Below are 23,008 nucleotides of genomic sequence, written 5' to 3' on the forward strand. Positions count from 1 at the left end.
GTCTTTTGATACCGCATTTTCCGAGCCGTCGACCGTAACGGTCAACTTGAACATGCTCTAGGAAGAGGGCGCTTTGCGTGTGCCGGCATCCAAGGCCCGTGCGATCACGATGCTGGTGTCGAATATCAGTCCACCTGCCGTGCGAATCTGATAGAGCGCTTCAAACGCTTTCGCGCCGCCAGTCTTGCGTGACAGCAGATCGAGTTGTCGTTTGTCTGATACAAGCTTGACCATTTGAGACAGCGCCGTATCATCAATACCTGAAATCACAAGTATCTGGTTGCCGGAGGGCCCAGGATAGCTGGCGATATAGCCATAATCATAGCCATAGGGGTCGCTGGACGGCATATTTTCATCGAAGGATTTCTCGATAGCTGGGCGCACCCTGAAAATTCTGCCGGAGGGCAGGTCCGTTACCTCGTCAGGATCAGGACCAGGCGCAAAGCGGGACTGGCCGAGCACAGCAGATCTCAGCATGCCCAGCTCTGAGAAGTGCTCAATGTAGATGATATCGTCTGAATCGATGGTTTCTTGGGAAATCTGAGAGACTGGAACAATATCGGGCATGCCTCCGTCGGCTCGCACTGATGCGATCAGCGGCAGAAGCGCCGCAGCGCCTGTCGCAACTTTCGCCGGGACACGGCGGATATCACGGTCCCGCAACTTGCTGTATTGATCGGGATGCATTGTCAGATAATTGTCAAGGTCGCGCCCGGAGCGGATTGTCGGGCGCATGGAAAGGCGTTCGATTTTGCCATCCTGTCCGCTCTCGACGACCATATAGAAATCACCCGCCGCGATTAGCGGCAATCGCTTGTGTGTCGCGACGGGTTTCCAGAAAGAGGTTTGGCTGAGGGGCAGGTTGACTGGACTTCCACGGCCACTGGCCAGGAACAATGTCGTCCACAGCGCCAGGGTAGCCAAAGAACAGATTGCGATTGCCGCCCATAACCACTTTTGCCTGGAGTGAGGTCTCCGCAGGTCGGGAAACGTGGCGGCGTCATCCAGGCTTTCGGGCCCATCGGCCAACAGCAGACGATATTCCCCCTTGGGGATTTGCAGCAATGGGCCGCTCTTTCCGGCATTGCAACTTTCGAGCCGCTGGCGAAGGCGGTGGACATGGACCCGCACGGTCGAGTCCTGGGAGGTGTCGAACTCGGCGCTTTTGCCGAACACCGCCATCGCGACTTCGATCTCCTTGGGTGGGCGCGGATCGCCAGACCTTTCGAGCAGATAGTCAAACAAGTGGACGAGAGTTGCGGAACGGCTCTCCCCTATCAGGGTCGCTCGAAATTGCGCGGCCCGTTCGGCTAGGAGCCGTTTCAATTCCACGTCAGCCGGGCCGAAGGGGATGGAGCTTTTCAAATGCTTGTCCGCTACCCTCGATCGCGCCGCGTTTCATAATTGCGCAGCCATCAGCGCCGAATTCCACGCCGGGGGATGCGGAGACACGCCTGAAAAGAGCACTCTTCTCCTCACCTTGGGAGAGGGAGAGTTCATGGGATCGTGTAACACTGCAGGTGCAAAGACTATCGACATCAAAATCAGCTATATGGCCCGTGCCAGGGGTATGCCGCTTTTCCGTTTCCTCTTGGCTTTGGCAGTGGTCATGATCTCCTGCGAGAAAAAATCGACAAAAGCTTTGACTTTTGCGAGCTGATAACTGCCCTTGGGGAAGATGAGGTAGAGCGGCAGCCGTTCGGAAACAATGTCGGAAAGAATGACCTCCAGAGCGCCGGAACTGATGTCATCCTCGATAAGGAACCGCGGAAGATAGGAAATACCCATTCCCGCCAAGGTTGCTTCCCGCGTCATCCTGACGCTGTTGGATGCGAGCGAGCCGCGGCTGACGGAAACGATCTCGTCGGACGATAACCGCCACTCGCCAAGCTTGGACAAGTGAGTTTCCAGGATGCACGGATGCTCCTTGAGATCTGCGGCGGAAGCCGGCCTGCCGTTTGCGTCCAGATAATCGGCCGAAGCTACCAGGGCCATTTCATAATCGCGCAGCTTTACCGAATCCAGATCTGGATCATAGGTGTCCCCCACCCAGAAGGCGACGTCGAACTTGCCCTTGAGCAGATCGGCCCTCGTGTCCGACAGGTTCATGATCAGCCGGACGTCCGGATATTCCTGCAAGAATCGCGGAATGATTTGGGTGACGTTGAAAAGGGAAGCGACAACGGGCGCATTCACCTTCAGATCGCCACGAGGCTTTGACAGCATTCCGGAGATGACCTGATTGGCCTCGCTCACCTCGTCGACGATCCGCGCGCAGCGGGCGTACATCTCCTTGCCTGACGGCGTCAGCGTCACGGTACGAGTAGTGCGATCGAGCAACTTCAATCCGATCGTCGCCTCGAGCCGCGAGATCTGCCGGCTGACCGCGGCCTTGGAATAGCCCAATGTCTTGGCAGCGGCAGAAAAGCTGCCGGAGCTCACTACCGCCGCAAACGACATCATTGCGATCGCGTTGCCGATATCCAGCTTGTCGTCCATCTTAAAACCTTCTGTCCTCTTGCAATGCTGAATATTTCATTGAGTTGCGCCGGGTGTCCTCGTGAGCGAATAGCGCTCAATGCGTGCGGTTCGCCGATTCCTTGCAGACTCTCTCGGCGACATTGCGATCGTGGCATCCGAGAGATTGTTTCAGTTGTTACTCAGAGTCACGCCGTGCAATCTCCTCTCTTGCAAACCGGGCCGCCGGGCTGGTGCCTCTCGTTTTTTGAGAGTTTACTGTAGGTAACAGTTCCCTCAGCAGCAAGCATCTGTTGCGGATAACGGGCAAAAATCGCCTTCAGATCGCGGGTGGGTGCGACGATTTCCTCCGAACTTGTGCAAGAGGGAAACGCGATCGACACCGTTACAAACCGTAAACAACGAGACGCGTGCGGTTGCTGCAGCAAAGTAGGAAAGGCTTCGACCACGCGCTGACAGGTGATCATTGAAACATTCGCAACTTCCCATTTTCGCCTCCGCTGCATTGGCGGTGGCTGCCCTGCCTGCTTTTGCCCATGAAGAGGATACCCAAGCGGCTCTCTCGCCCTTGAGGGATGAAGGGGCCCCGAGCGAGCAGGACAAGTCCGGGGATCGAGACGGAAGCGCGATCGTGGTCTTCGGTCGCGGCGAGAACAAGATCGGCTCCGCTGGAGCGGCGAGTGAAGGCAGCGTCTCTGGCTCCGACCTTCTCATCCGTCCGCTGGTCAGGGTTGCCGAACTGCTCGAATCGGTTCCAGGCATGATCGCGGCCCAGCATTCCGGAAGCGGCAAGGCCAATCAATATTTCCTGCGTGGCTTCAACCTCGACCATGGGTCGGATTTCACGACCTATATCGATGGCGTTCAGATGAACCTGCGTTCGCACGGTCATGGGCAGGGCTATCTCGATCTTAACGGGCTGATTCCCGAAATCGTCGACCGCGAAGATTATCGAAAAGGTCCCTATCGAGCCGACGGAGGTGATTTTGCCCTTGCGGGCGCGGCCTATCTGACGACGATCGATCGCTATGCCGCGCCATGGGTATCGATAGAGGGGGGGTCTTATGGCTGGCGGCGTCTTGCCGGAGGCGGCTCGATCGATGTTGGCGGGAACAGCTTAACGCTCGTTGGCCAGTACAAGATGTATGATGGGCCATGGCAGGAAGCGGAGAAGCTCCGACATCTTTCGGGCTTCGGCAAATATCTCGTCACTACGGGCTTTGGCAGGCTGGATTTTACGCTGCACGCCTATCACGCCACTTGGCGGCCGACGGAACAGATTCCGGAACGGATCGTCGGATCGGCGTCATGCGCGGATGTCTTTTGTTCTCCGGACCCCTCGGCGAGGGGACGAACGACGCGGTTGGTGGCTGCTGTCCGCGCAAGCGGCAACGGGTGGTCGGCCAATCTCCATGGGCAATTCTATGATTGGGAGATGACCTCCAATCCCACCTATGCCAACGCAGATGGCAGCAGCGCCCAGATTGATCAGTTCGACAAGCGTTTCATTGTCGGTCTGGATGCGCGCAAGGATTTGACACTGCTGCCCTGGCTCGACCTGACGGTGGGAACGGAGAATCGTTTCGACGACATTGGTACTGTTGGTGTGCACCACACTGATCAGCGGCGCTTCGTCAAATCCCTCGGCGTCTACCGCGTGAAGGAGGGATCGCTCGCGCTGTTCGGTGAAGCGACACTCCGGCCGTTGCCCGGCCTTCGCGTGATCGCCGGGCTACGTGGCGATCATTATGGTTACTCGGTACGTGCGAAGGATGCCGAAGCCCTGGCTCTGGGAGAAGGAAGCGGGCACGCAACCCTTGTTTCTCCGAAAATCGCGCTTGCCTATTCCCCCGCGCCAATCCTCGAATTCTACGTCAATCTGGGGCGCGGTTTTCATTCGAATGACGTCCGCGGCGCGGTCAATAGCGCGTCGCCTGTCCCGGTGCTGGTGCGAGGCACCGGCAAGGAGATCGGTGCTCGGCTCCAGCATGGGCCGTTCAGCCTGACGGCAACCTATTTCTGGCTCGATGTCGGCAGCGAGTTGCGGTTTGTCGGCGATTCCAATGCGGTGGAGCCAACAGGCGCCAGTCGGCGTCGCGGCTACGAACTGGTGGCCTTTTGGCGGCCGACCCCATGGCTCGCTATCGACGGCAATTACACGGCAAGCCATTCGCGCTACGACAATGGCGACCATATTCCCAACGCTTTCGAAAACGCCGCGTCGGCGGGCGTGTCAGCGGTATTCAAGGGGTGGGTTGCAAGCGCGCGTCTTCGCCATCTCGGCCCCTATGCGCTGATCGAGGACAACAGCGTTCGCGATAAAGGGAGCACGGTGGTTAACGCCAGGGTGGCATGGAAACCCCGCAATCTCGAAATTTACGGCGAACTTCTCAACGTTCTGAACAGTCGAGACAAAGACATCGCCTATTATTACGAGTCCTATATTCCTGGCTACGATGCCGGGCCTGTCGAAGGACGGCTGAGCCGTGTCGTAGAGCCGCGAACGTTACGTCTGGGCGTAAAATACAGTTTCTGAAAATTTTACAGGAGGATGTCTTCCTGTTCTTCGGAGGGCCGATCTCTTGCTCCTCGGCGCGCCGAACAAAGCCATGCGGGAGAAGGATCACATCGGAACGGGGAGGAATGAGAATGAACTTGCTGATGAGAGGGTGCAGGTCAAGAATCCTTCGACGGTGCGAATTCAGCGGATCGTGGGAAGGAGGAAGCCCCGCCTTGCGCGCGGCAAGGCAGGGCTGACTTAAGGGCCGGGCGATCAGTTGCCGACGGAAAGGCAGATCGTCTTCATCTCCAGATAGTCGTCGACCCCATATTTCGAGCCTTCGCGGCCAAAGCCCGACTCCTTGACGCCGCCGAAAGGCGCAATCTCGGTGGAGATCAGGCCGGTGTTGACCCCGACCATGCCATATTCCAGTCCTTCCGAAACACGCCAGATACGCTCCAGATCGCGCGTGAACAGATAGGATGCGAGGCCTGCCGTGGTGTCATTGGCAAGCTTGATCGCTTCAGCCTCGTCCTTGAATCGTATCAGGCCAGCGAGAGGACCAAATGTCTCTTCGCTGCACATGAGAGCATCATGGGATACATCGATCAGGACGGTAGGCGCAAAGAACGAGCCTCCGCCCTTGATCCTGTCACCGCCCGTCAGGATCCTGGCGCCGCGCTTCACTGCATCCGCCACATGGGCCGCGACATCGGCGACCGCCTGATCATTGATAAGCGGCCCCTGGTCGCTGGGTCCGGCAAGGCCATCACCCACGACAAACTGGCCAACACGCGCTGCCAGTTTTCGCGCAAATTCATCATAGATGCCGTCCTGAACGAGGAAGCGGTTGGTGCAGACACAGGTCTGGCCAGTATTGCGGAACTTGGAGACGAGGGCGCCTTCGACCGCGGCATCGAGATCAGCATCATCGAAAACGATGAAGGGCGCGTTGCCGCCCAGTTCAAGGGACAGGCGCTTGACCGTCTGCATGCACTGCGCGGCCAGCCTCTTGCCCACCGCGGTGGAGCCCGTGAAAGTGAGCTTGCGCACCCGCTGATCGCTGGTGAGGACGTTGCCGATCGCCTGCGCGTTCCCGGTGATGACGTTAAAGACGCCGGCAGGAATGCCGGCATCCTCGCCAAGCTTTGCCAAAGCCAGAGCGGAGAAGGGCGTGAAGCCGGCGGGCTTCAGAACCATGGTGCAGCCGACCGCCAAAGCTGGGCCCGCCTTGCGCGTGATCATGGCGAGCGGAAAATTCCAAGGCGTGATGGCAGCGACGACACCGATGGGCTGGCGAACCACCATGATCCGTCGATCGGACCGGTGGGGTGTCAGCACATCGCCGTCGATGCGACGGGCCTCCTCGGCAAACCATTCGAGATAGGATGCGGCATAGTCCACTTCGTCCCGCGCCTCGGAGAGCGGTTTGCCTTGTTCGGCTGTCAGGATGCGGGCAAGGTTGTCCTTGTTTTCCGTGATGAGCTCGCCCCAGCGCCGCAAGATCTTGCCGCGCTCCTTGCCTGTGCGCGTCTTCCATCCCGCAAAGGCTTTCTCGGCGGCATCGACAGCTTCGGTGGCTTCAGCCTCGCCAAGATCGGGCACATGGCCGATGATCTCCCCAGTGGCCGGGTTGTCGACCGCGATGGATTTGGACCCGGTCAGCCAATTCCCACCGATGTAGGAGGCCGAACGAAGAAGATCGATGCCCTGCAGCGACGGGATGAGCGCGGGACCTGATTCAGCCCGGAGCGCGTCAGTAACGGTCATGATATTACCTCGAATCTTGGGATTGCGCGCCTTTCTCATGCCGAAGGCAGGCGGCGATCGTCAGACATCCTCGCAATCATTGGGAAAGCCGAAATAGACGGCCGCGAGATTGCGGGCATAGGGGAGCGGATTATTCATCGCATGCGCACGCGCGCAGTGAATATCAAGGAAGGCACGCTGCATGGCATTGCCCCTGTAGATCGCCTTGCCGCCGCTAAACTGCATCAGCTTGTCGACTTCCGTGACGCAACGGCTCACGGTCATCGTCGTCGATACGGCCAGTTCGGCGCGCCGTTCGATCGGCCAGTCATTATTTTCAGCGCGGCGTGTCAACTCGTTCAGATCCCGATCGAGGACGAGTTCGAGCTCGTCGAGCGTACGCTGGGCCTCCACCACGGCTTGCTGGATCGAGGGGTCGTTCGCCAGTCGCAAGCCAGTATAGGTCGCACGTTTTGCGCGGGTATTGTCGATGAATACTTCCACTGCACGCTTGAGAGCGCCCAATGAGGTGATCGCGACGGTCCGGTTGAACAGCTGCGCGAACGGGATTTTGTACAGGGGCGCGGGATGTGCGACATGGCCGGGACAATCGAGCATGAACATGGAATGTTCGCTGATCGCGCGATACTCGGGCACAAAGACGTCCTCGACGACGATGTCGTTGCTGCCGGTCGCGCGAAGGCCCATCACGTCCCAGTTTTCGACGATGCGGTAATCGGGACGTGGAACGAGGAAATGAAGCGCTTCGGGCTTTTCGCCTTCGCCTGCCGGCGCCATGCCGCCCAGTATCACCCACTTGCAATGGGCTGATCCACTGGAGAAGGCCCAATGGCCACTGAGGCGAAAGCCGCCCTCGACGCGCATCACCTTACCCGCCGGCATCTGCGACGAGCTGAGGCGGACCGATTTATCTTCCCCCCAGACATCCTCCGCGGCCCGCTCGTCGAACAAGGCCAGTTGCCAATTATGGACGGCGACAACGCCATAGACCCAGGCGCTGCTCATGCAGCCCTCTGCGAGGATGCGCGTCACATCGCAGTAGATTTTGGGCGACAATTCATAACCGCCATAGCGGGCGGGCTGGAGAATCTTGAAAAAGCCGGCCTGCTCGAAATCCTCGATGGTTTCAGGAGGAACTTGGCCGCCGGCATTTGCGGCGGCTTCGCGCTCGCGAAGGACCGGAACGAGGTTCCGGGCGCGTTCGCGCAGTAGATTGGCAAGATCGTCGCTCGCTTCGTTCCGCGACGGCTGCAACGCAGCGTGGCCCATGGCAATCCTCTTTAGCTGATATGTTTCGATCGTAATTGAAAAATAGCAACGCTATGTCGATATTATGCCATACTGTTTACGAAATGCAATACTGTTGCGCGTCGCTGCCTGGGCGGCAAAGGGAGTTTGCGGTAAACGTCCCCAACATCGCGACCATCTCAGGGCTGGCACCCGCCGAAATGCCCATCTGCAATTGCATTCCCCTCACTCCGCAGCAGGAAAGTTTACAATCTTAGATATTTCCCTCATATTGTTACCGCAAAGGCGCGATGGGGTTGGTGCGCGGATGAAACCGGGGAGGGCGTGATCACCGTGGATTTCGACCTGGAGGGTTCAAATTCCAAGCCGAGCCAAAGCTTTCTGGAGATTGGTGTGTCGGAAAAGGGTACCAAGCGGCTCAGAAACCTGGGTAGCATGCGTGGCGTCTGAAACCGGCAAGGAATTCGAAGCGCTTTGCAACGAGGCGGCGCTTGTCAGGCCCAAAATCACCTCGGCTCGATCAGATACGATGGTCAAGCTGTTCGATTATCTGCTTGAACGCACGATGGCGGGACAAGCGCCAAAAGAGATGGAGATCTTCCATGCCGTTTTCGCGAAGCGCACGCCCGAGGACGGCGGGCAGGATTCGACCGTCCGGGTCTACATGCACAGGCTGCGCGGCAAGCTGGACGATGTTTACGCTGACCGTCCGGGCGCGCGCCTCATCATCCCAAAGGGTGAATATCGCATCCTGCTGAGCGATCCCGCGGAGTTAAACCCACCCCGTCCGCCAGCGATGGCATGGCGGGCTGTTCACGCCGTCCGGGAACATCGACGCCTGCTCTGTATCATTGCTCTCGTGTCCCTGCTCAATATTGCGCTCTGGGTCTGGAAGGACCATCGCGATCGACAATCTGCCCCATTGGCGGACAGTTTTCTCTGGCGTCCGTTCGCAGAAAATGACGCCACTAATCTGGTGGTGGCGGGCGACCATTACCTGATCGGCGAACAGGCGCGTGGGCGAGTAATCCATCTTGTGCGCGACTTCTCGATCAATTCCAAGGAAGATCTTGAAATATATCTGATGAGTCATCCCGAGGACTTCGGGCGCTACACCGACGTCAATCTCAATTACATGCCGATCAGCGTTGCTTCCGCTTTGAACGACATCATTCCGGCGGTGAAGAATGCCGATCGGGCCAAGCCTCGGTCCAGCGTCATCGCCATGTCCCATTTGAATCCCGATCTCATGCGAAAATCGAACGTCATCTATGTCGGGCTTCTCAGTGGTCTGGGGATATTGCGCGATCCGCTGTTCGAGGCGTCCGGCTTCGAAGTCGGGGCGACCTATGATGAGCTGATCGATCGGGCCACAGGCAAGCACTATATTGCCAATTGGGGTCCGTTCGATGGAGAGACCAAACCACAGATCGATATCGGCTATATGGCGAGCCTGCCTGGGCCCTCGGGCAATGCCATCCTCGTCATCGCGGGGACCCGCGATGCGGCGGTCATGCAGATGGCTGAGGTCAGTGCGGATCCGGGGCAGCTGGAGGTACTGCAAAAGCGCTTGGGAGGGCAGGGGCCCTTCGAAGCGCTGTTCCGGGTGCGTTCGATCGGCAACATGAACGTCGACAGCGCATTGCTGCTCGCCCGTCGCCTGACGGCTACAAATGTTTGGACCCGTCAATTTCCAGACCAGCAGTTCCCCGATTCAGACCCCCAGACCGCTTCGCTCGCGGAGCGCCGCAGAGGGACAGACTGATCTCTTGCAACGCCCGACGAGGCATTTCTCAGGGAAGGCCGACCGATGCTCCATTATACACTCGACCCGGCTACGCGGCGGCTTCACTTGCGCTACAAAGGTTTCTGGTCCGTAGCGGAGGCTCTGCAAGCGCAAGCAATTTTCGAAGAGGCGCTTGACCGTGCGATGGCTGCCGGGAGCTCCTTTACGCTGTTGGACGATCTTTCGGAATGGGGTGCGCAATCCCAGGAAGTCGTTGAACTGAACAAGCGTTTCGTCGATCTGTGTATCGGCAGGCCGATCAGCCGCAATGCGATGGTCATCCCTCAGGCGCTTTTGCGCATGCAAGTGCACCGTACTCTGAAGCAAATGGAAAATTGCGTCATTTTCTCGGCATTCCACGAAGCGGATAGCTGGTTGAGGGAGGTCGAGCCGCAATGACGGTGCCCCTCAGTAGCCCATGCTTCATTGCCGTGTGACATTGCGGCCGGTTTAGGGCCGCGATCATGCCCAGGTTCAGAAGGCTGGGCCATCGTTTCTCCGGTTCAAAGCATGCGGTGCAGCACATCGCCCGCACGCGTGCGATCGAAGAAGCGGTGTTTTATGGCGCCGGCGACATGGAGTGCAATCAATCCCAGCAAGCTATAGGCTAGCACCTTGTGAAGCCATTGGAAGACGGCGAACCAATTGTCATTCTTCGGGAGCAATTCGGGCAGGTTGGTACCGAAGAAAAAGACGCCATCGCTCATCGTATAGGTGCTCGACATGGAATAGCCCATCACGGGCACGAGCACGAGAAGCACATATATGGCACGATGCACGAACTTGGCGAGAAACCGCTCACCGCGCGTGAGTGCCTCTGGCGGTTCGGGCAAATCAGGCGTCCGGGCGCGTATGATGAGCTGGACGACAACGACGAGAAAGGCAAGCAGTCCGAAGGATTTATGCCAAGGATAGAAGATGCCATATTTGGCGGGGACTTCATCCGCAAGGGACGTCATGGTCCACCCCACGATGATAAGGCCCAGGATCAGCACGGCGCGCGTCCAATGAAGGAGCCGGAGGGAGGGGGGGTAACGATCGACTACGCTTTCCCCAGTCCTGGGCTGCTCCGTCTCTTCCATCTCTTGTCTTCCTGTTTTGTGGACCCCGTTAAAGATAAATGCCGCGCGAAAAACCCCCGTCGATGGCGATCGATTCGCCCGTAATGGAAGCGCCGGCGGGGGAGGCCAGGAAGGCTACGACATCGCCGATCTCCTCGGCATCGATGACGCGCCGCAGCGGAATGCGCGAGATGAAGTCCTCTGCGACATCCTCTACCGTGCATTGGCCGTCATGGGCCAGTTCTTCGAAGAGCTCGTCAAGATGGGGGGTCCGGACGATGCCGGGGTGAAGCGCGTTGACCGTGATGCCCTTGGGTCCCAAGGCATCGGAAAGGGCCTTGGTCATATGCGTAACCGCGACGTTGCGCATCCCGCTCAACGTATCCGAATTACGGCCGGTCAGACCGCCGATATTGACGATCCGTCCCGCCTGCTGGCTGGTCATGGCGGGCGTCACGGCGCGGGTGTAGCGCAGATAGCCGCAGACCTTGGTATTGAGGTCATCGAGAATGGCATCGACCTCGATCTGTGCGACATCGCCCGAGACGCTCGATGTACTGGCGGCGCAGTTGACCAGCAGGTCGATACGACCGAAACGCTCGAGGACGGATGCGATCAGGTGGTCGACAGAGTTCTGATCGGTCGCGTCGGAATGCAGGGCCTCGATCACACCCTGGCTATTCTTCCTGAGCCGGCTGGCGGCGTCTTCCAGCCTTTGCATGTCGCGGGCCGTGATGACGACGGCAAATGTCTTGCGCGCTAGAACCGCGGCAATCGCATAGCCTATGCCGCCGCTGCCCCCTGTTATGAGGGCGACGGGGACATCGGTATCCCGTTGCAGGTGGCTCATGGCAGTTCGGCCTGAATGAGGAGGGGACCGTCATGCGAAAACCCCCGCTTCAGTGCTGCGGCGAATTCCTGCGAGTTGGTCGCCCGGATCGCTGCCACGCCATAGCCTTGCGCCAGCGCCGTCCAGTCTGTCTTGGGATTATCGAGGCGCGTGAGCGTCTCGATCGCGGGCAGGCTAAGGTCAGCATCGGCCCGCTTCAGTTCGGTCTGCAGGATCCCGTAGCGGTGATTGGCGGCCATGACGATGATGATGGGGAGGTTCTCGCGAGCCATCGTCCAGAGAGACTGCAACGTATATTGGGCGCTTCCGTCGGATTGCAGGGAGACGATTCGTGCGCCAGGCGCACCCAGCGAGGCACCTACCGCGCAGGGAAGCCCCTGGCCGATCGCACCGCCCGTGTTCGTCATCACGCGATGGCGCGCCGCACGGTAGGATTCGCGCAGGAACGGGCCGCCCAGCGTCGATCCTTCAAGGGAAATGATAGCGCCTTCGGGCAACTGCACGATCAGTTCTTCGACAATTTCGTCTGGCGTGAGGTCGTTGCTGCGGATTCGAGCGGAAGGCGGAGGGCTGGAAGGGGAAGACGAGCGCTCCTTCAGACGCTCGTAAAGCAGTTCCAGCGCGGTGGCGCCGCACTCATTGTCCTCGGCAAGGATCACCAGCTTCTCATCGCTGACGAGCTGGCTCGGTTGTCCCTCATAGCCGAAATAGCTGACCGGCGTCTTTGCGCCGACCAGGACGATCGTTGCATCGCCGAGCTGGGCGATCACATCCTGGGGAAAATAGGCGAGACGTTCGAGGCGGGGCAGATCGCCGCCGAGATCAACGATGCGCGGATAAGATTCCATGAGCAGCCGTGCGCCGATCTTGTCGGCCACGCGCCCTGCGGCCCGGATCGCGCCTTCGTGCAGAGCGCCGCTACCGCCCAAAAGGAAAATGACATCCGCGTCAGCCGGGATGGCCTTTGCCCGGTCGGCGATCTCGTCGGGTGACGGAATGCGATACTGTTCCCTGGCCGCGAGCGCAGGCGATCTGTTGGCAGCGGCCGGTGCGTCCATGATGTCCGTGGGTGCGATGAGCGTGACGATGCTGCCCGGCGCACTCATCGCCAGCGCGACGGCATGGGTCACGTCGGCGCTGAGGGTCGCGACATCGGCCAGGCGGATGACCGCCTGGGACACCGGCCTGGCAAGGGATTCGATATCCGAGGTGAGCGGCGCGTCATACGGCAAATGCCACGTCGCGTGGTCGCCGATCAGGTTGATGATCGAAGAGCGGGCGCGGCGCGCATTGTGGAGGTTTGCAATCCCGTTTGCAAAGCCCGGCCCAAGATGGAGAAGCGTGAGGGCGGTTTTGCCCGATACACGGGAATAGCCGTCAGCCGCGCCGGTGCAGACGCCTTCGAACAGGCCCAGCACCGGCCGGATTTCGGGAACACTGTCCAGCGCGTCGACGAGCGTCAGCTCGGTCGTGCCGGGATTGGCGAAGCAGATTTCCACGCCGAGATCGCGCGCCGTTTCAAGCAGCAGATGCGCACCATTTGTTGCGGCCACAATTTCCTCCAACTTCTCATTTCGCCTGGAAAATTTTCAGATTACCGCATGGCGATTCACGCGGCACCAAATGTCACGGTCGCAGCGTTGCGGACAGAAAGCGCCTTACGTGCCGAACGAAGGCAGCGGGCGCATCATCATGGACATAGTGGCTTGCGCCTGCGACGGTCAGCGACTGGATATACGCGTTTCGGCGCTGCATTTCCGTTACAGCCTCCATCGCGCAGAAGTCCGAACGCTCTCCGCGAATGATCAATGTCGGCGTGTCGATACGCTCGATCACCGGCCAGAGATCTACGACGCGCAGGGGATCGGGATGGAGGCGCGTCTCGCTGATCCCTTTTGCATCATATTGCCAGGCGATCCTGCCATCGGGGGCTTCCCGCAGACTCTCTGCAAGGCGCTGCTCAAGGGCTTCGGTGGAGACGGTCGGCCGTGCCGAGCGCCAATAAGCCCGAGCGGCGTCCCAATTCTCGAAATCAGACGGTAGTGCAGCCATTTCGGCCTTGATCCGTTCAGCCCCTTCGCCCTGGATGGAGGCGCCAGGCGCAATGTCCTCGATGATGAGTGCGAACAGGCGGTCGGGGTGCTTGGCCGCATAGACATATGCCGTGGTCCCCCCCATCGAATGGCCTAGAAGTGCGAAGCGCTGGAGACCGAGCGTTTCCACCACTGCCTCAAGGTCGTCCAGATAAGCATCGGTATAATAGTTTCGGCCCGGGTCCCAATCGCTTTCGCCCCGACCTCGCTGATCGATGGCGATGAGGCGATAATCCTCGGCCAGATGTTCGGCGAGACCGCGCCAGGTCCCCGAAAAGCCTCGCAATCCGTGCAGGAGCACGAGGGCAGGGGCGTCCTTGGCGCCCCATTCCCGGACGCGAAGCTTGATGCCGTTCCCCTCGTGAAAGGCGACACGCTCGCCTGGAAGGGGCTGCGGTGCGACTGGCGCGGTCTCTCGCATGGTTTTATTCCATCACCTGATGAGGGGAATCAGCGAAGGCCGTCCTTGCCGACGGCCTCAGCCGAAGTGAGGCCACCCAGGCGCGGGTGCAGACGGCCTCGAGTGGCGACTGCCATCGCGATGACGACTTCATCGGGGCTCGGCGCATCGCCGAAGCTGACAGAGAAGGTATCATAGTGCGAGCGCACATATAGCGCATCCTTGTGGGCGAGCGGAATGTCGATCTCGGTACCCGGACCGCCGCGCTTTCCGGTGGAGGGTACCCACGCCTCTGCGCCGCCCACGGCTTCGCGGACGGGATTGGCGAAGTTCGTCGTCAGGAATGCATTGCCATGTTCATATTCGCCATTGGCACCGACAATGGCGGCCTTGCCATAGCTTTCGACCTTTCGGCCGGCGAGGCGCTCCTGGATGCGGCGGCCGAATTCGATGCCCAGATGCTCGGATGCGGCGATCACCTCGTCGAAGGAATTGGTGAACTTTCCTGCATGGGGATTGGCGATGGCGGCGGCGACCACGATCTTGACCACCGGTTCGCCATCGGCCAGCCGGCCAGTTTCGATGGCCAGCGTTTCTTCCTCATAGGTGAACCACTTGCGAATGTGCAGGCCGTTGAAATTGCTCGGGCGCTCGGACATGGTAACGATGATTCCTTCCTGTTGTGATCGATGATATTGTCGCGCGGACATGGACGTGGGCAGCCTGTATCGCTGCGATAGGCTTGCCTCTCGGCCTCGGCGAAGGAGGGCGACGGCGCGCGGCGGGGCTAGTCGTAGAGCGGAGAAAGCTCGAACGGATCGGCTTGGCCTTCATTTCGGCCCAGTTCCTCGATCGCCGCGCCACCTGCAGGGGCGACGACCTGGGCGACGACTTCGAGCATATGTCCATCGGGATCATGGAAATATATGCCCACCGATACTCCATGGTTCAGAATTTCATGAATTCGCACCTTCTTTTCGATGAAGGTGGCATAGACCCGGCGAAGATCCTCCAGGCTATGCTGACTATCGAGCTCCAGAGCCACATGCTCGAATTCCAGCCCCTTGGTGGCGCCGGGAGGAGCGGGGAAAAGTGCGATGTCATGATCATGAACCCCGAAGGTGAGGAATATGCCGCCTTCATAGGGACCGCCGTTGATGCGGGTGACAACCTCCATACCGAGCACGTCCTTGTACCAGGCAGCGGAGGCTTCCGGATCTTTCACATAGAGGACGAGGTGCGCGATGCGCCGGATTTTAGGAGTGAACATGAGAGCTTCCTTCTGTGTCTCCATGGACTTCGTCTCAGGTCAGGTTGACCCAGACGCTCTTGGTTTCGCTGTAGAGTTCCATCGCCTGCCGGCCATGTTCGCGGCCCCAGCCTGACTGCTTGAAGCCGCCGAACGGCGTTGCAGGATCGACGAGATTGAAGCAGTTGATCCACACCGAGCCGGCCTTCACGGCACCGGCGATGCGGTGAGCGCTCTTGATATCATTGGTCCAGATACCGGCAGAAAGACCGAAGTCCGAATTATTGGCTTCAGCGATCAACTGATCCGCATCCTTCCACGACAAGGCGCTCAGAACCGGTCCGAATATCTCTTCACGCACCACGCGCATACCCGCTTGCGCATCGCCCAGGATGGTGGGCTCGAAGAAATAGCCATTATCCAGCCCGGATGGACGGGCACCGCCTGTCAGCACGCGCGCGCCTTCGTTCACGCCGATCTCGACATAGCCGCTGACCTGGTTCCACTGTTCCTCGGAGATCAGCGGACCGAAATTGACGTCTTCGTCCAGGCCATTGCCGATCTTGAGTGAGCGGGCATGGCCGGCGATCGCTTCCACGAGCTCGTCATAGACAGCCTCATGAGCATAGAGGCGCGAACCGGCCGTGCAGGTTTGCCCCTGGTTGAAGAAAATGCCTTGCGCGATCGACGCCGCCGCCGCGCTCAGATCGGCATCTGGCAGGACGATCTGGGGCGATTTGCCGCCCAGTTCCAGGGAAACCTTCTTGAGATTGCCCGTGGAGGCCCGCACTATAGCCTTGCCCACCTCGGTTGAACCGGTGAAAGCGACCTTGTCGACCCCGGGATGTTCGACCAGCGCCGCGCCCGCGTCACCAAAACCGGTCACGACGTTGATGATGCCCGCCGGAAAGCCTGCTTCGAGCGCCAGTTCGGCAAGACGCAGCGCCGTGAGCGGCGTCTGCTCCGCAGGCTTGAGCACGACGGCGCAGCCGGCCGCCACCGCCGGTGCAATCTTCCAGGCCGCCATCGACATGGGATAATTCCACGGCACGATCAATGCGGCCACGCCAACCGGTTCACGCGTCGTGTAGTTAAGGATCTGAAGGCCGCCCCGCGGTGAAACGGGGAGAGTCTCTCCGCCGAACTTCGAGGGCCAGCCCGCGAAGTAACGGAAGGTCTTGATCGAGCCTTCGATTTCAACAAGCCGCGTCAGGGTCGCGGGCTTGCCATTGTCCAGGCATTCGAGGACCGCCAGCTCATGGGCGTCCCGCTCGATCAGGTCGGCGAGACGATAAAGTAGCATCGAACGGTCCATGGCGCTCATCCGGCGCCATGCCGGATCCTCGAACGCGCGCCGCGCCGCCTTGACCGCCAGATCGACGTCTTCCGGTCCGGCATGGGCGACTTGGCACAGTTCCTCGCCGGTAGCCGGGTTGGTCGTTGCAAACGTACGGCCGGACAGGGCGTCCACATGCTTGCCGCCGATAAAAAGCTGGCGAGGGGCCTTGCTCAGCGACTCGCTGAGTCGCGCTGCAACCACGCGGGGTGTTTGAATGGAGGAAAGTGCCGTCATCCTGATGCTCCAACCGGGGCCCGTGGGAGGGCCCTCCTGTTCGTGTTGATGCAATACCTACATCATCTTGTTTAGCTGAACAATAGATAGTTTTTGAGCATGAATGTTGCATTGAATAGACAATGGAGGCATGTAGGCGGCCTGGGAACACTGAACTGGAGTGCATTGTGGAAACCGCATCGCGCGATGTTGTGCAGAGACTGGTCAAGGCCCGTCTGGGCGAGGGATTGGCAGCGCGACCCGTCGCCCCCTTCTCTTTGGACGAAGCTTATGCAATCCAGTCTGAAACCCTTGCGGCGCTGGGCGAGTCCCTGGGGGGCTACAAGGTCGGTTTGACGACCTCTGCGGCGCAGCATGCAATGGGGACGAGCGAGCCCATCGCCGGTGGACTGCGGAGCCGCGATTTCATGCAATCGCCTGTTCGGATCGATTCCGTCTCCTATCAGCGCTTCGCCGAAGCCGAGCTCATAGTCGAGATCGGCGAGGATTTTCCCGTCGGCTCTGCCCCCCTGTCCGAGAGCGATATCGCACGACGCATTTCCGGTCTGTTCGCGGGTATTGAGCTTTGCGCGTCGCGCTACGACGATGACGATGTAACAGTCGCGCAGCTCGTCGCCGACAACAGCAATGCCGAACTGCTCATCGTGGGATCCCGTCTTGCCTCGGGCTGGGACGAGCGCTTTTCCGATATTCCTGTGAATCTATATTGCAAGGGTCGCGATCCGGTTCGTGGTTCGACCGCGGCGGTGCTGGGCAATCCGCTTCGCTCCGTCACCTGGCTCGCCAACTGGCTTGCTCGCCGCGGCCAGCGCCTGACCCGTGGGCAATTGGTGGCGAGCGGCAGTGCCACCGGCATTACCGATCTTGAATCCGAAGAAGAAATCCTGGCCGACTTTGGCGGTCTTGGATCTGTATCCGTGACCATCGCGCGCGCGCCATTGAAAGGGAGAGACGAATGAGCATCGATCTTGGTTTGTCAGGCAAGGTTGCCATCATCACCGGCGGCAGTGTCGGCATCGGCAAGGAGACCGCCCGCAAGTTGGCGCGAGCGGGCGTCAAGGTGGTGATTGCCGCCCGCACAAAGGCCGCGCTGGACGCGGCGGCCGGAGAACTTCGGGCTGATACGGGGGGCGAGATCGCGGCGATCGCGGTCGATACGACCGACAAGGGGTCGGTCCAGGCGGCCGTCGACGAGACCGTGCGTCTCTTTGGCGGCTTGCATATCCTTGTCAATTGCGCCGCGGCGCCCGGCGGCCTGGTGCGTAATGCCATCGAGGAAGCCGATGAAGATGCGCTGCTTCTTGACCTGAACACGAAGCTGATGGGGTATTTCCGGATGTGCAAGGCGAGCGTGCCGCACATGCGCAAGGCCCAGTGGGGACGCATTGTCAATGTCGGCGGCCTTACAGCGCGCTGCACCGAAGCGCTGAGCGGCATGCGTAACACCGCGCTCGTGCATTTCACCAAGACGCTATCGGACGAAGTCGGCCAAGATGGTATAACGGCCAATATCATCCATCCCGGCGTCACGCGCACCGAGCACGTCGAAAGCTGGTTCCGCGAGATGGCCGATGAGGAAGGCACGACCTTTGAAGCGATCGTCGAGCGGGAGGCAGCCGGGCCTGCCGCACTGCGCCGCATGCTCGAGGTGGAGGAAGTTGCCGATCCGATCGTGTTCCTGGCGTCGCAGCTCGCCAGTGGCATCACCGGCGAATCCATTGCGGTGGATGGCGGCCTGTCTCGCGCTGTTTTCCTCTGAGCGGCTCTCCGGCGGATCGTCTTCGATCCGCCGATCCCCCTGGCACAAAGCAGGCGCGCCTTTGGTCATATGCTGATCCCTGGCAATGCTCCTTCTGCCTGACCCTAATGGTTTGCGGCGCTCAGGCGGATCGGGGTCTTGGCAGGCAGGCGTTGCGCGCGGTTCCACATCGGAATGCTCAACCGGTAGTAATAATCCTGCCAAGGTGGGTAGCTGTTTAAAGGTCAGCTTGTACGAATAGCGCTGACCACCAGAAGAAGGCTGGCCCCGAGCACGGCGCAGCTTCCCCACACGGCGAGGGAAAAGTTCCCTGATCCCAGCGTCGCGGCAACGGCTGCCGGGCCAAAGCCCATCCCGAACGTCTGGATCGATCCCATGGCGCAGACTATGCGGCCGCGCGGGTCGGCATCGGAGCAGACGCCTGAAAGAAGCGGTTGGGCATAGTTCCAGGCAAAGAGCAGCAGCACCATGGCAATGATGAAAATGTGCGGCGTCAGCCTGCCGTCCAGCAGCCGGAAGCTGATGATGGAAACGACGCCGCTCACAAGAAGGGGTCCTATCCGGCCAAGGCGTCGGGGCGTCAAACCCGCCAGAGCCGCCCCACCCATGCCTGCAAAGGTTCCGTAAGAGAGACCGCGCGCGATCTGGTGGGCGTCAAGGCCGCTGGCCTGACCGATGCGTTCCGCATAGCTCCACATCGCGCTGATTGCGCCGAAATAGAAGAACACGCCGATCAGCGCCAGGAAAGCGAGGCGCCGGTTACAAAGCGCCGTGGCTCTGGGGTCGTCGGCAGCGACACGGCCGTGCGGAAACCAGAACAGGCCGCCTAGGGTAAGCACGCCAAGCGCGCCATTCGCAAGGAACAAGGTTCGGGTGCCAACGCTTTCCTGCCAACTTGGCAGGTAAAGCAGGGCAATTGCTCCGGCGAGCGCGCCGGTGACGAGATAGATGGAAAAGGCACGATCAGGATTTTCGGCGCGACCGAACGCCGCGAAAGCAAAACCCACGGCAATGCCTTCTCCAGCGCCCGCGATCGTTCGCGTCAATGTGATCGCTGCATAGCCGGCGCTGAACGCGGTCGCGACATTGCCGGCGATGATGAAGGTAAGGCCGACCGCGACACACAGCCGCCAGTCCCAGCGCGGAAGCAGGAAGGTGCTGAGGCCGATTGTGACGGCCATCGCATTGATTTCCCAGGCAGCGACATATCCAAGCTGCTGATCGCTGAGCGCGCCCTGCACGGCCACGACCGCAAGGAGGCCCGGCGTGATCAGGATGGTCCAGGCACCAACGATTCCGATCAGGACACTCGCGGCAAGGCCTCCAGCACTTAGGCAGTGCACTGAAGTGCGCACGCTGGCTGATTCCGCCGAGCTCATTTTCATATGTCTTCGAGCCTCTCCAGAAACGATGTCCGAATACAGGAAAGGGCGAGCGGCTGAGGAGCCGCTCGACCGCATTCCGGTCTTCAATCAGGCGACGGTGCCGCGGACCGCCTCGACAGCCTGCTTGAACTTCTGCACCAGCTCGTCGATTTCCGCATGGTTGATGACGAGCGGCGGCGCGAAGACAAGGGTGTCGCCCAGGGCGCGGGTTATGAGTCCTTCCTTCGCGGCCGCCTGCAGTACGCGGCGACCCACACGGTCGGAAGCCGGGAAGGCCTCCTTGGTCGCCTTGTCCCTGACCAGTTCGATGCCGATCATGAGGCCCACGCCGCGGATTTCACCAACGAGCGGATCGTCTCTGAAGGCGGCTTTCATCGACCTATGGAGATAGGGTCCGACTTCAGCGACGTTCTCGACGACTTTCCTGTCATCGATCGCCTTGAGCGCTGCCAATGCCGCCGCAGCGCCAACGGGATGGGCGGAATAGGTGTATCCGTGAGCGAACAGGCCCGCTTTGGGAGAGCTTGATTCAATTACATCCCATATCTTTGGTGAGATGAAGCAGGCAGACATCGGAAAATAGCCGCTCGTCACGCCCTTGGCCGAAGTGATCAGGTCCGGCTCGACATTGAAGGTCTGGCTACCCCAGTAAGTGCCGAGGCGTCCGAAGCCGGAGACGACTTCATCAAGGACCAGAAGGATGTCGTGGCGCTTGAGGATCGGGACGATCTCTTCGAAATAACCTTCGGGCGGCGCGATGAGGCCGCCCGCGCCCATGACAGGTTCGGCGAAGAAGGCGGCGATCGTATCCGCGCCTTCTCGGGCGATCAGTTCCTCAAGTTCTGCCGCGAGCGCGCGCGAGAAATCACGTTCGGACTGGCCTTCGGCCGCCTTGCGGTAATGGTGCGGCGCGGTGACATGCAGGATTGGGCCGATGGGCAGATCGAACAGATTGTGCATGCTGGGAAGGCCGGTGAGGCTCGAGGTCATCACACCGGAGCCGTGATAGGCGTTCCAGCGCGCAATGATCTTCTTCTTGTTGGGACGGCCCAGAAGGTTGTTATAATACCAGATAAGTTTGATCTGCGTCTCGTTCGCGTCGCTGCCGGACGCGCCAAAGAAGACGCGTGCCATGGGGACGGGGGCACGCTTGAGCAACTCGTCGGCTGCCTCGATGACGACATCGGTCGACATGCCGTTGAAGGCGTGGAAGAAAGACAGGCGCTTGCTTTGCGCGGCGATCGCTTCCGTAACTTCTTCACAACCATAGCCCAGGTTGACGCACCACAGGCCCGCCATGCCGTCGAGATATTCATTGCCGTGAATATCCTTGATCCGAACGCCCTTGCCCTCGGTCATGACGTTGGGCCCGTCCCGCTTGAGATCCTCGATCCAGGTGAAGGGATGGAAATGGGTGGCCTGATCGATCTGGCCAGCGCGTTGAATGTCAAGTGTCATGAGCGGCATCCTGAAAATGCTGTTGAAGAAGACGTCGGGTCAGGGGCCAAGGTCGACATTTCATGCGTGATCCTTTCGTCCCAAAGCCCTGTCGGTGGCGGCAAGCGAACACCCGCGAGGCTTGTCCGCGCCCTGTAGACGGGGCTGCCTCCACTGCATATGCCTATTCTGATCTATACGCAACAGTTGATCGAAAAATCGGATTAGTGTTACCAAACATCAACAATAAGGCCGCGAGCCTGCTATTTTCAGATAAAACCGATCCAACGGCCGCAAATGACGACGGCAATCCAGAGGGCAAGCGAACTTGCGCCTGCGAAACGCGCTGAGGCCGGCGGCGGCAGCGCATCGTTCCAGTCGGCGATTTTCCGATAGGCGCCCATGTGGAATATGGCCATGTTGACGCCGGCCGCGACGAGCAACCCCATCTTGACGAGGAAGATGGGGTTCTCAGAATATTTGACCGCGTTGGAAATGAAGAGCAGCGATCCTGTCACGACCGCGAGCAGGAAAGCCGCCCAGGTGTAAGGCAGCAGTTCGACGATCAGTTGCCGTGCTCCGCGGCGATGCGAGGCATAGCCGATCAGGCGAAGATCAACGATCGCAATGGTTCCGACGACCAGGACGATGGCGAGAACATGGACCGATTCAATCCACGGGAAGCTGTTGTCGCCTTCCTTGATCGCCAGGGCTAGCGGTGTCTCCTCCAGTTTCTGGAAGATGGTAATCAGATCCACGGCAGATCCTTCCGGTAGAATGGGGTTGAAAAAGGGGCGTTCAGATCGTGTAGGCGATCCAGCGCCCACAAAAGATGACGCAGATCCAGATGGCCAGCGACAGCCAGGCGGCGGGCTTCACAAGAGGGCGCCATCTCGCGCTGTCGAGTTGAAACTCGGGATGGAGGAGTGGACGCCGAAAATACCAGGTGAGAAGGCATGCGACGACCACCAGCCCCATTTTGAGCCAGAAGGTGAAATTCGTCAGCACGCGGTCCGGTTCGCCGATTGCCATGAGTGAGCCTGTCGCGAGCAGGACGGCAAGGGCCACCCACATCCAGCGCAGATAACGACGCACGACGACATTGGGGAGCGTGTCGGTCGCCAGCACGCCTGCAAGTCGCAGGTCCGATACCAGGGCCGATCCGACAACCACCGCTATGGCGAGAATATGGACGCTCTGGACCGAAGGAATGATCCACGGCTCGTCACGGATCGTTGTTGCCAGCGGGGTGGCGTAGAGCCATGTTGCAAAGCTCTGAAGGCTCATCTGTCATTCTCCTGATGGTATCGCGGCTGGGACGTCCGCGTATCTTGCCGCGCACACATTGGGGGGACCGAATGCTGGCCGGCACACTCCTGCGTCCGCCCGGCATTCCACACGACGCTAACGCGGATCCGG

The 23,008-nt window shown here is 59.9% G+C and carries 20 protein-coding genes; 5 read left to right on the plus strand and 15 right to left on the minus strand.

Annotated features, from left to right (window positions below; translation table 11 throughout):
- Positions 1–57: 57 nt before the first annotated feature.
- Complete coding sequence (locus tag MRBLMC3_RS15415) at positions 58–1,365, minus strand: hypothetical protein (RefSeq protein WP_363830188.1); 1,308 nt, start codon at positions 1,363–1,365, stop codon at positions 58–60.
- 183 nt (positions 1,366–1,548) lie between these two features.
- On the minus strand, positions 1,549–2,499 hold the full coding sequence (locus tag MRBLMC3_RS15420) for a LysR family transcriptional regulator (protein WP_363830190.1): 951 nt from the start codon (positions 2,497–2,499) through the stop codon (positions 1,549–1,551).
- A gap of 445 nt (positions 2,500–2,944) precedes the next feature.
- On the opposite strand from MRBLMC3_RS15420, the gene MRBLMC3_RS15425 reads away from it, so the two are divergent.
- Complete coding sequence (locus tag MRBLMC3_RS15425; protein WP_414714652.1) at positions 2,945–5,014, plus strand: TonB-dependent receptor; 2,070 nt, start codon at positions 2,945–2,947, stop codon at positions 5,012–5,014.
- Positions 5,015–5,251: 237 nt separating this feature from the next.
- Here the strand turns inward: MRBLMC3_RS15425 and MRBLMC3_RS15430 are convergent, their stop codons facing one another.
- Positions 5,252–6,748 (minus strand): NAD-dependent succinate-semialdehyde dehydrogenase, encoded by a 1,497-nt coding sequence (locus tag MRBLMC3_RS15430; RefSeq protein WP_363830192.1) that lies wholly within the window; start codon positions 6,746–6,748, stop codon positions 5,252–5,254.
- A gap of 60 nt (positions 6,749–6,808) precedes the next feature.
- Positions 6,809–8,017, minus strand: a complete 1,209-nt coding sequence (locus MRBLMC3_RS15435; protein ID WP_363756294.1) for an acyl-CoA dehydrogenase family protein — start codon at positions 8,015–8,017, stop codon at positions 6,809–6,811.
- Positions 8,018–8,435: 418 nt separating this feature from the next.
- Between MRBLMC3_RS15435 and MRBLMC3_RS15440 the strand changes: the two genes are divergently transcribed.
- A complete protein-coding gene (locus MRBLMC3_RS15440; protein ID WP_363830195.1) occupies positions 8,436–9,761 on the plus strand; it encodes a helix-turn-helix domain-containing protein in 1,326 nt (441 codons plus the stop codon).
- Between the two features lie 45 nt (positions 9,762–9,806).
- Entirely contained in the window at positions 9,807–10,181 is a 375-nt protein-coding gene (locus MRBLMC3_RS15445) for a hypothetical protein (protein ID WP_363737110.1), read from the plus strand.
- Positions 10,182–10,285: 104 nt separating this feature from the next.
- Here the strand turns inward: MRBLMC3_RS15445 and MRBLMC3_RS15450 are convergent, their stop codons facing one another.
- The 7 genes from MRBLMC3_RS15450 to MRBLMC3_RS15480 all read right to left on the minus strand — a co-directional run bounded on the left by MRBLMC3_RS15450 (position 10,286) and on the right by MRBLMC3_RS15480 (position 17,008).
- Complete coding sequence (locus tag MRBLMC3_RS15450; protein WP_363830198.1) at positions 10,286–10,864, minus strand: cytochrome b; 579 nt, start codon at positions 10,862–10,864, stop codon at positions 10,286–10,288.
- A 28-nt stretch (positions 10,865–10,892) separates the two neighbouring features.
- Entirely contained in the window at positions 10,893–11,693 is an 801-nt protein-coding gene (locus tag MRBLMC3_RS15455; RefSeq protein ID WP_363830200.1) for an SDR family NAD(P)-dependent oxidoreductase, read from the minus strand.
- Positions 11,690–13,246 carry an acetolactate synthase large subunit gene (locus MRBLMC3_RS15460; RefSeq protein WP_363830203.1) on the minus strand — a complete coding sequence of 519 codons (1,557 nt, stop codon included), beginning with the start codon at positions 13,244–13,246 and terminating at the stop codon, positions 11,690–11,692. The genes MRBLMC3_RS15455 and MRBLMC3_RS15460 overlap by 4 nt, the downstream gene beginning before the upstream one ends.
- A 73-nt stretch (positions 13,247–13,319) precedes the next feature.
- Positions 13,320–14,207 (minus strand): alpha/beta fold hydrolase, encoded by an 888-nt coding sequence (locus MRBLMC3_RS15465; protein WP_363737106.1) that lies wholly within the window; start codon positions 14,205–14,207, stop codon positions 13,320–13,322.
- A 29-nt stretch (positions 14,208–14,236) separates the two neighbouring features.
- Complete coding sequence (locus MRBLMC3_RS15470; protein ID WP_363737105.1) at positions 14,237–14,845, minus strand: amino acid synthesis family protein; 609 nt, start codon at positions 14,843–14,845, stop codon at positions 14,237–14,239.
- Between the two features lie 128 nt (positions 14,846–14,973).
- Positions 14,974–15,456: a VOC family protein gene (locus tag MRBLMC3_RS15475; RefSeq protein ID WP_363830206.1), complete on the minus strand. Its 483-nt coding sequence runs from the start codon at positions 15,454–15,456 to the stop codon at positions 14,974–14,976.
- 34 nt (positions 15,457–15,490) lie between these two features.
- Positions 15,491–17,008: an aldehyde dehydrogenase family protein gene (locus MRBLMC3_RS15480; RefSeq protein ID WP_363830209.1), complete on the minus strand. Its 1,518-nt coding sequence runs from the start codon at positions 17,006–17,008 to the stop codon at positions 15,491–15,493.
- A gap of 167 nt (positions 17,009–17,175) precedes the next feature.
- Here MRBLMC3_RS15480 and MRBLMC3_RS15485 point away from each other — a divergent pair, with 167 nt between their 5' ends.
- On the plus strand, positions 17,176–17,967 hold the full coding sequence (locus tag MRBLMC3_RS15485) for a 2-keto-4-pentenoate hydratase (RefSeq protein ID WP_363830212.1): 792 nt from the start codon (positions 17,176–17,178) through the stop codon (positions 17,965–17,967).
- Complete coding sequence (locus MRBLMC3_RS15490) at positions 17,964–18,767, plus strand: SDR family NAD(P)-dependent oxidoreductase (RefSeq protein ID WP_363756310.1); 804 nt, start codon at positions 17,964–17,966, stop codon at positions 18,765–18,767. Before MRBLMC3_RS15485 ends, MRBLMC3_RS15490 begins: the two co-directional genes overlap by 4 nt.
- A 224-nt stretch (positions 18,768–18,991) precedes the next feature.
- Here the strand turns inward: MRBLMC3_RS15490 and MRBLMC3_RS15495 are convergent, their stop codons facing one another.
- From MRBLMC3_RS15495 to MRBLMC3_RS15510, 4 genes are all read right to left on the minus strand, one after another.
- Positions 18,992–20,146: an MFS transporter gene (locus tag MRBLMC3_RS15495; protein WP_363830215.1), complete on the minus strand. Its 1,155-nt coding sequence runs from the start codon at positions 20,144–20,146 to the stop codon at positions 18,992–18,994.
- 93 nt (positions 20,147–20,239) lie between these two features.
- Complete coding sequence (locus MRBLMC3_RS15500) at positions 20,240–21,610, minus strand: aminotransferase (protein ID WP_363737101.1); 1,371 nt, start codon at positions 21,608–21,610, stop codon at positions 20,240–20,242.
- 248 nt (positions 21,611–21,858) lie between these two features.
- Positions 21,859–22,347 carry a DUF6644 family protein gene (locus MRBLMC3_RS15505; protein WP_363737100.1) on the minus strand — a complete coding sequence of 163 codons (489 nt, stop codon included), beginning with the start codon at positions 22,345–22,347 and terminating at the stop codon, positions 21,859–21,861.
- A gap of 40 nt (positions 22,348–22,387) precedes the next feature.
- Positions 22,388–22,876 (minus strand): DUF6644 family protein, encoded by a 489-nt coding sequence (locus tag MRBLMC3_RS15510; RefSeq protein ID WP_363737099.1) that lies wholly within the window; start codon positions 22,874–22,876, stop codon positions 22,388–22,390.
- Positions 22,877–23,008: the final 132 nt, after the last annotated feature.

This window comes from Sphingobium sp. LMC3-1-1.1 (genome assembly GCF_040676285.1).
Taxonomy (GTDB): Bacteria; Pseudomonadota; Alphaproteobacteria; order Sphingomonadales; family Sphingomonadaceae; genus Sphingobium.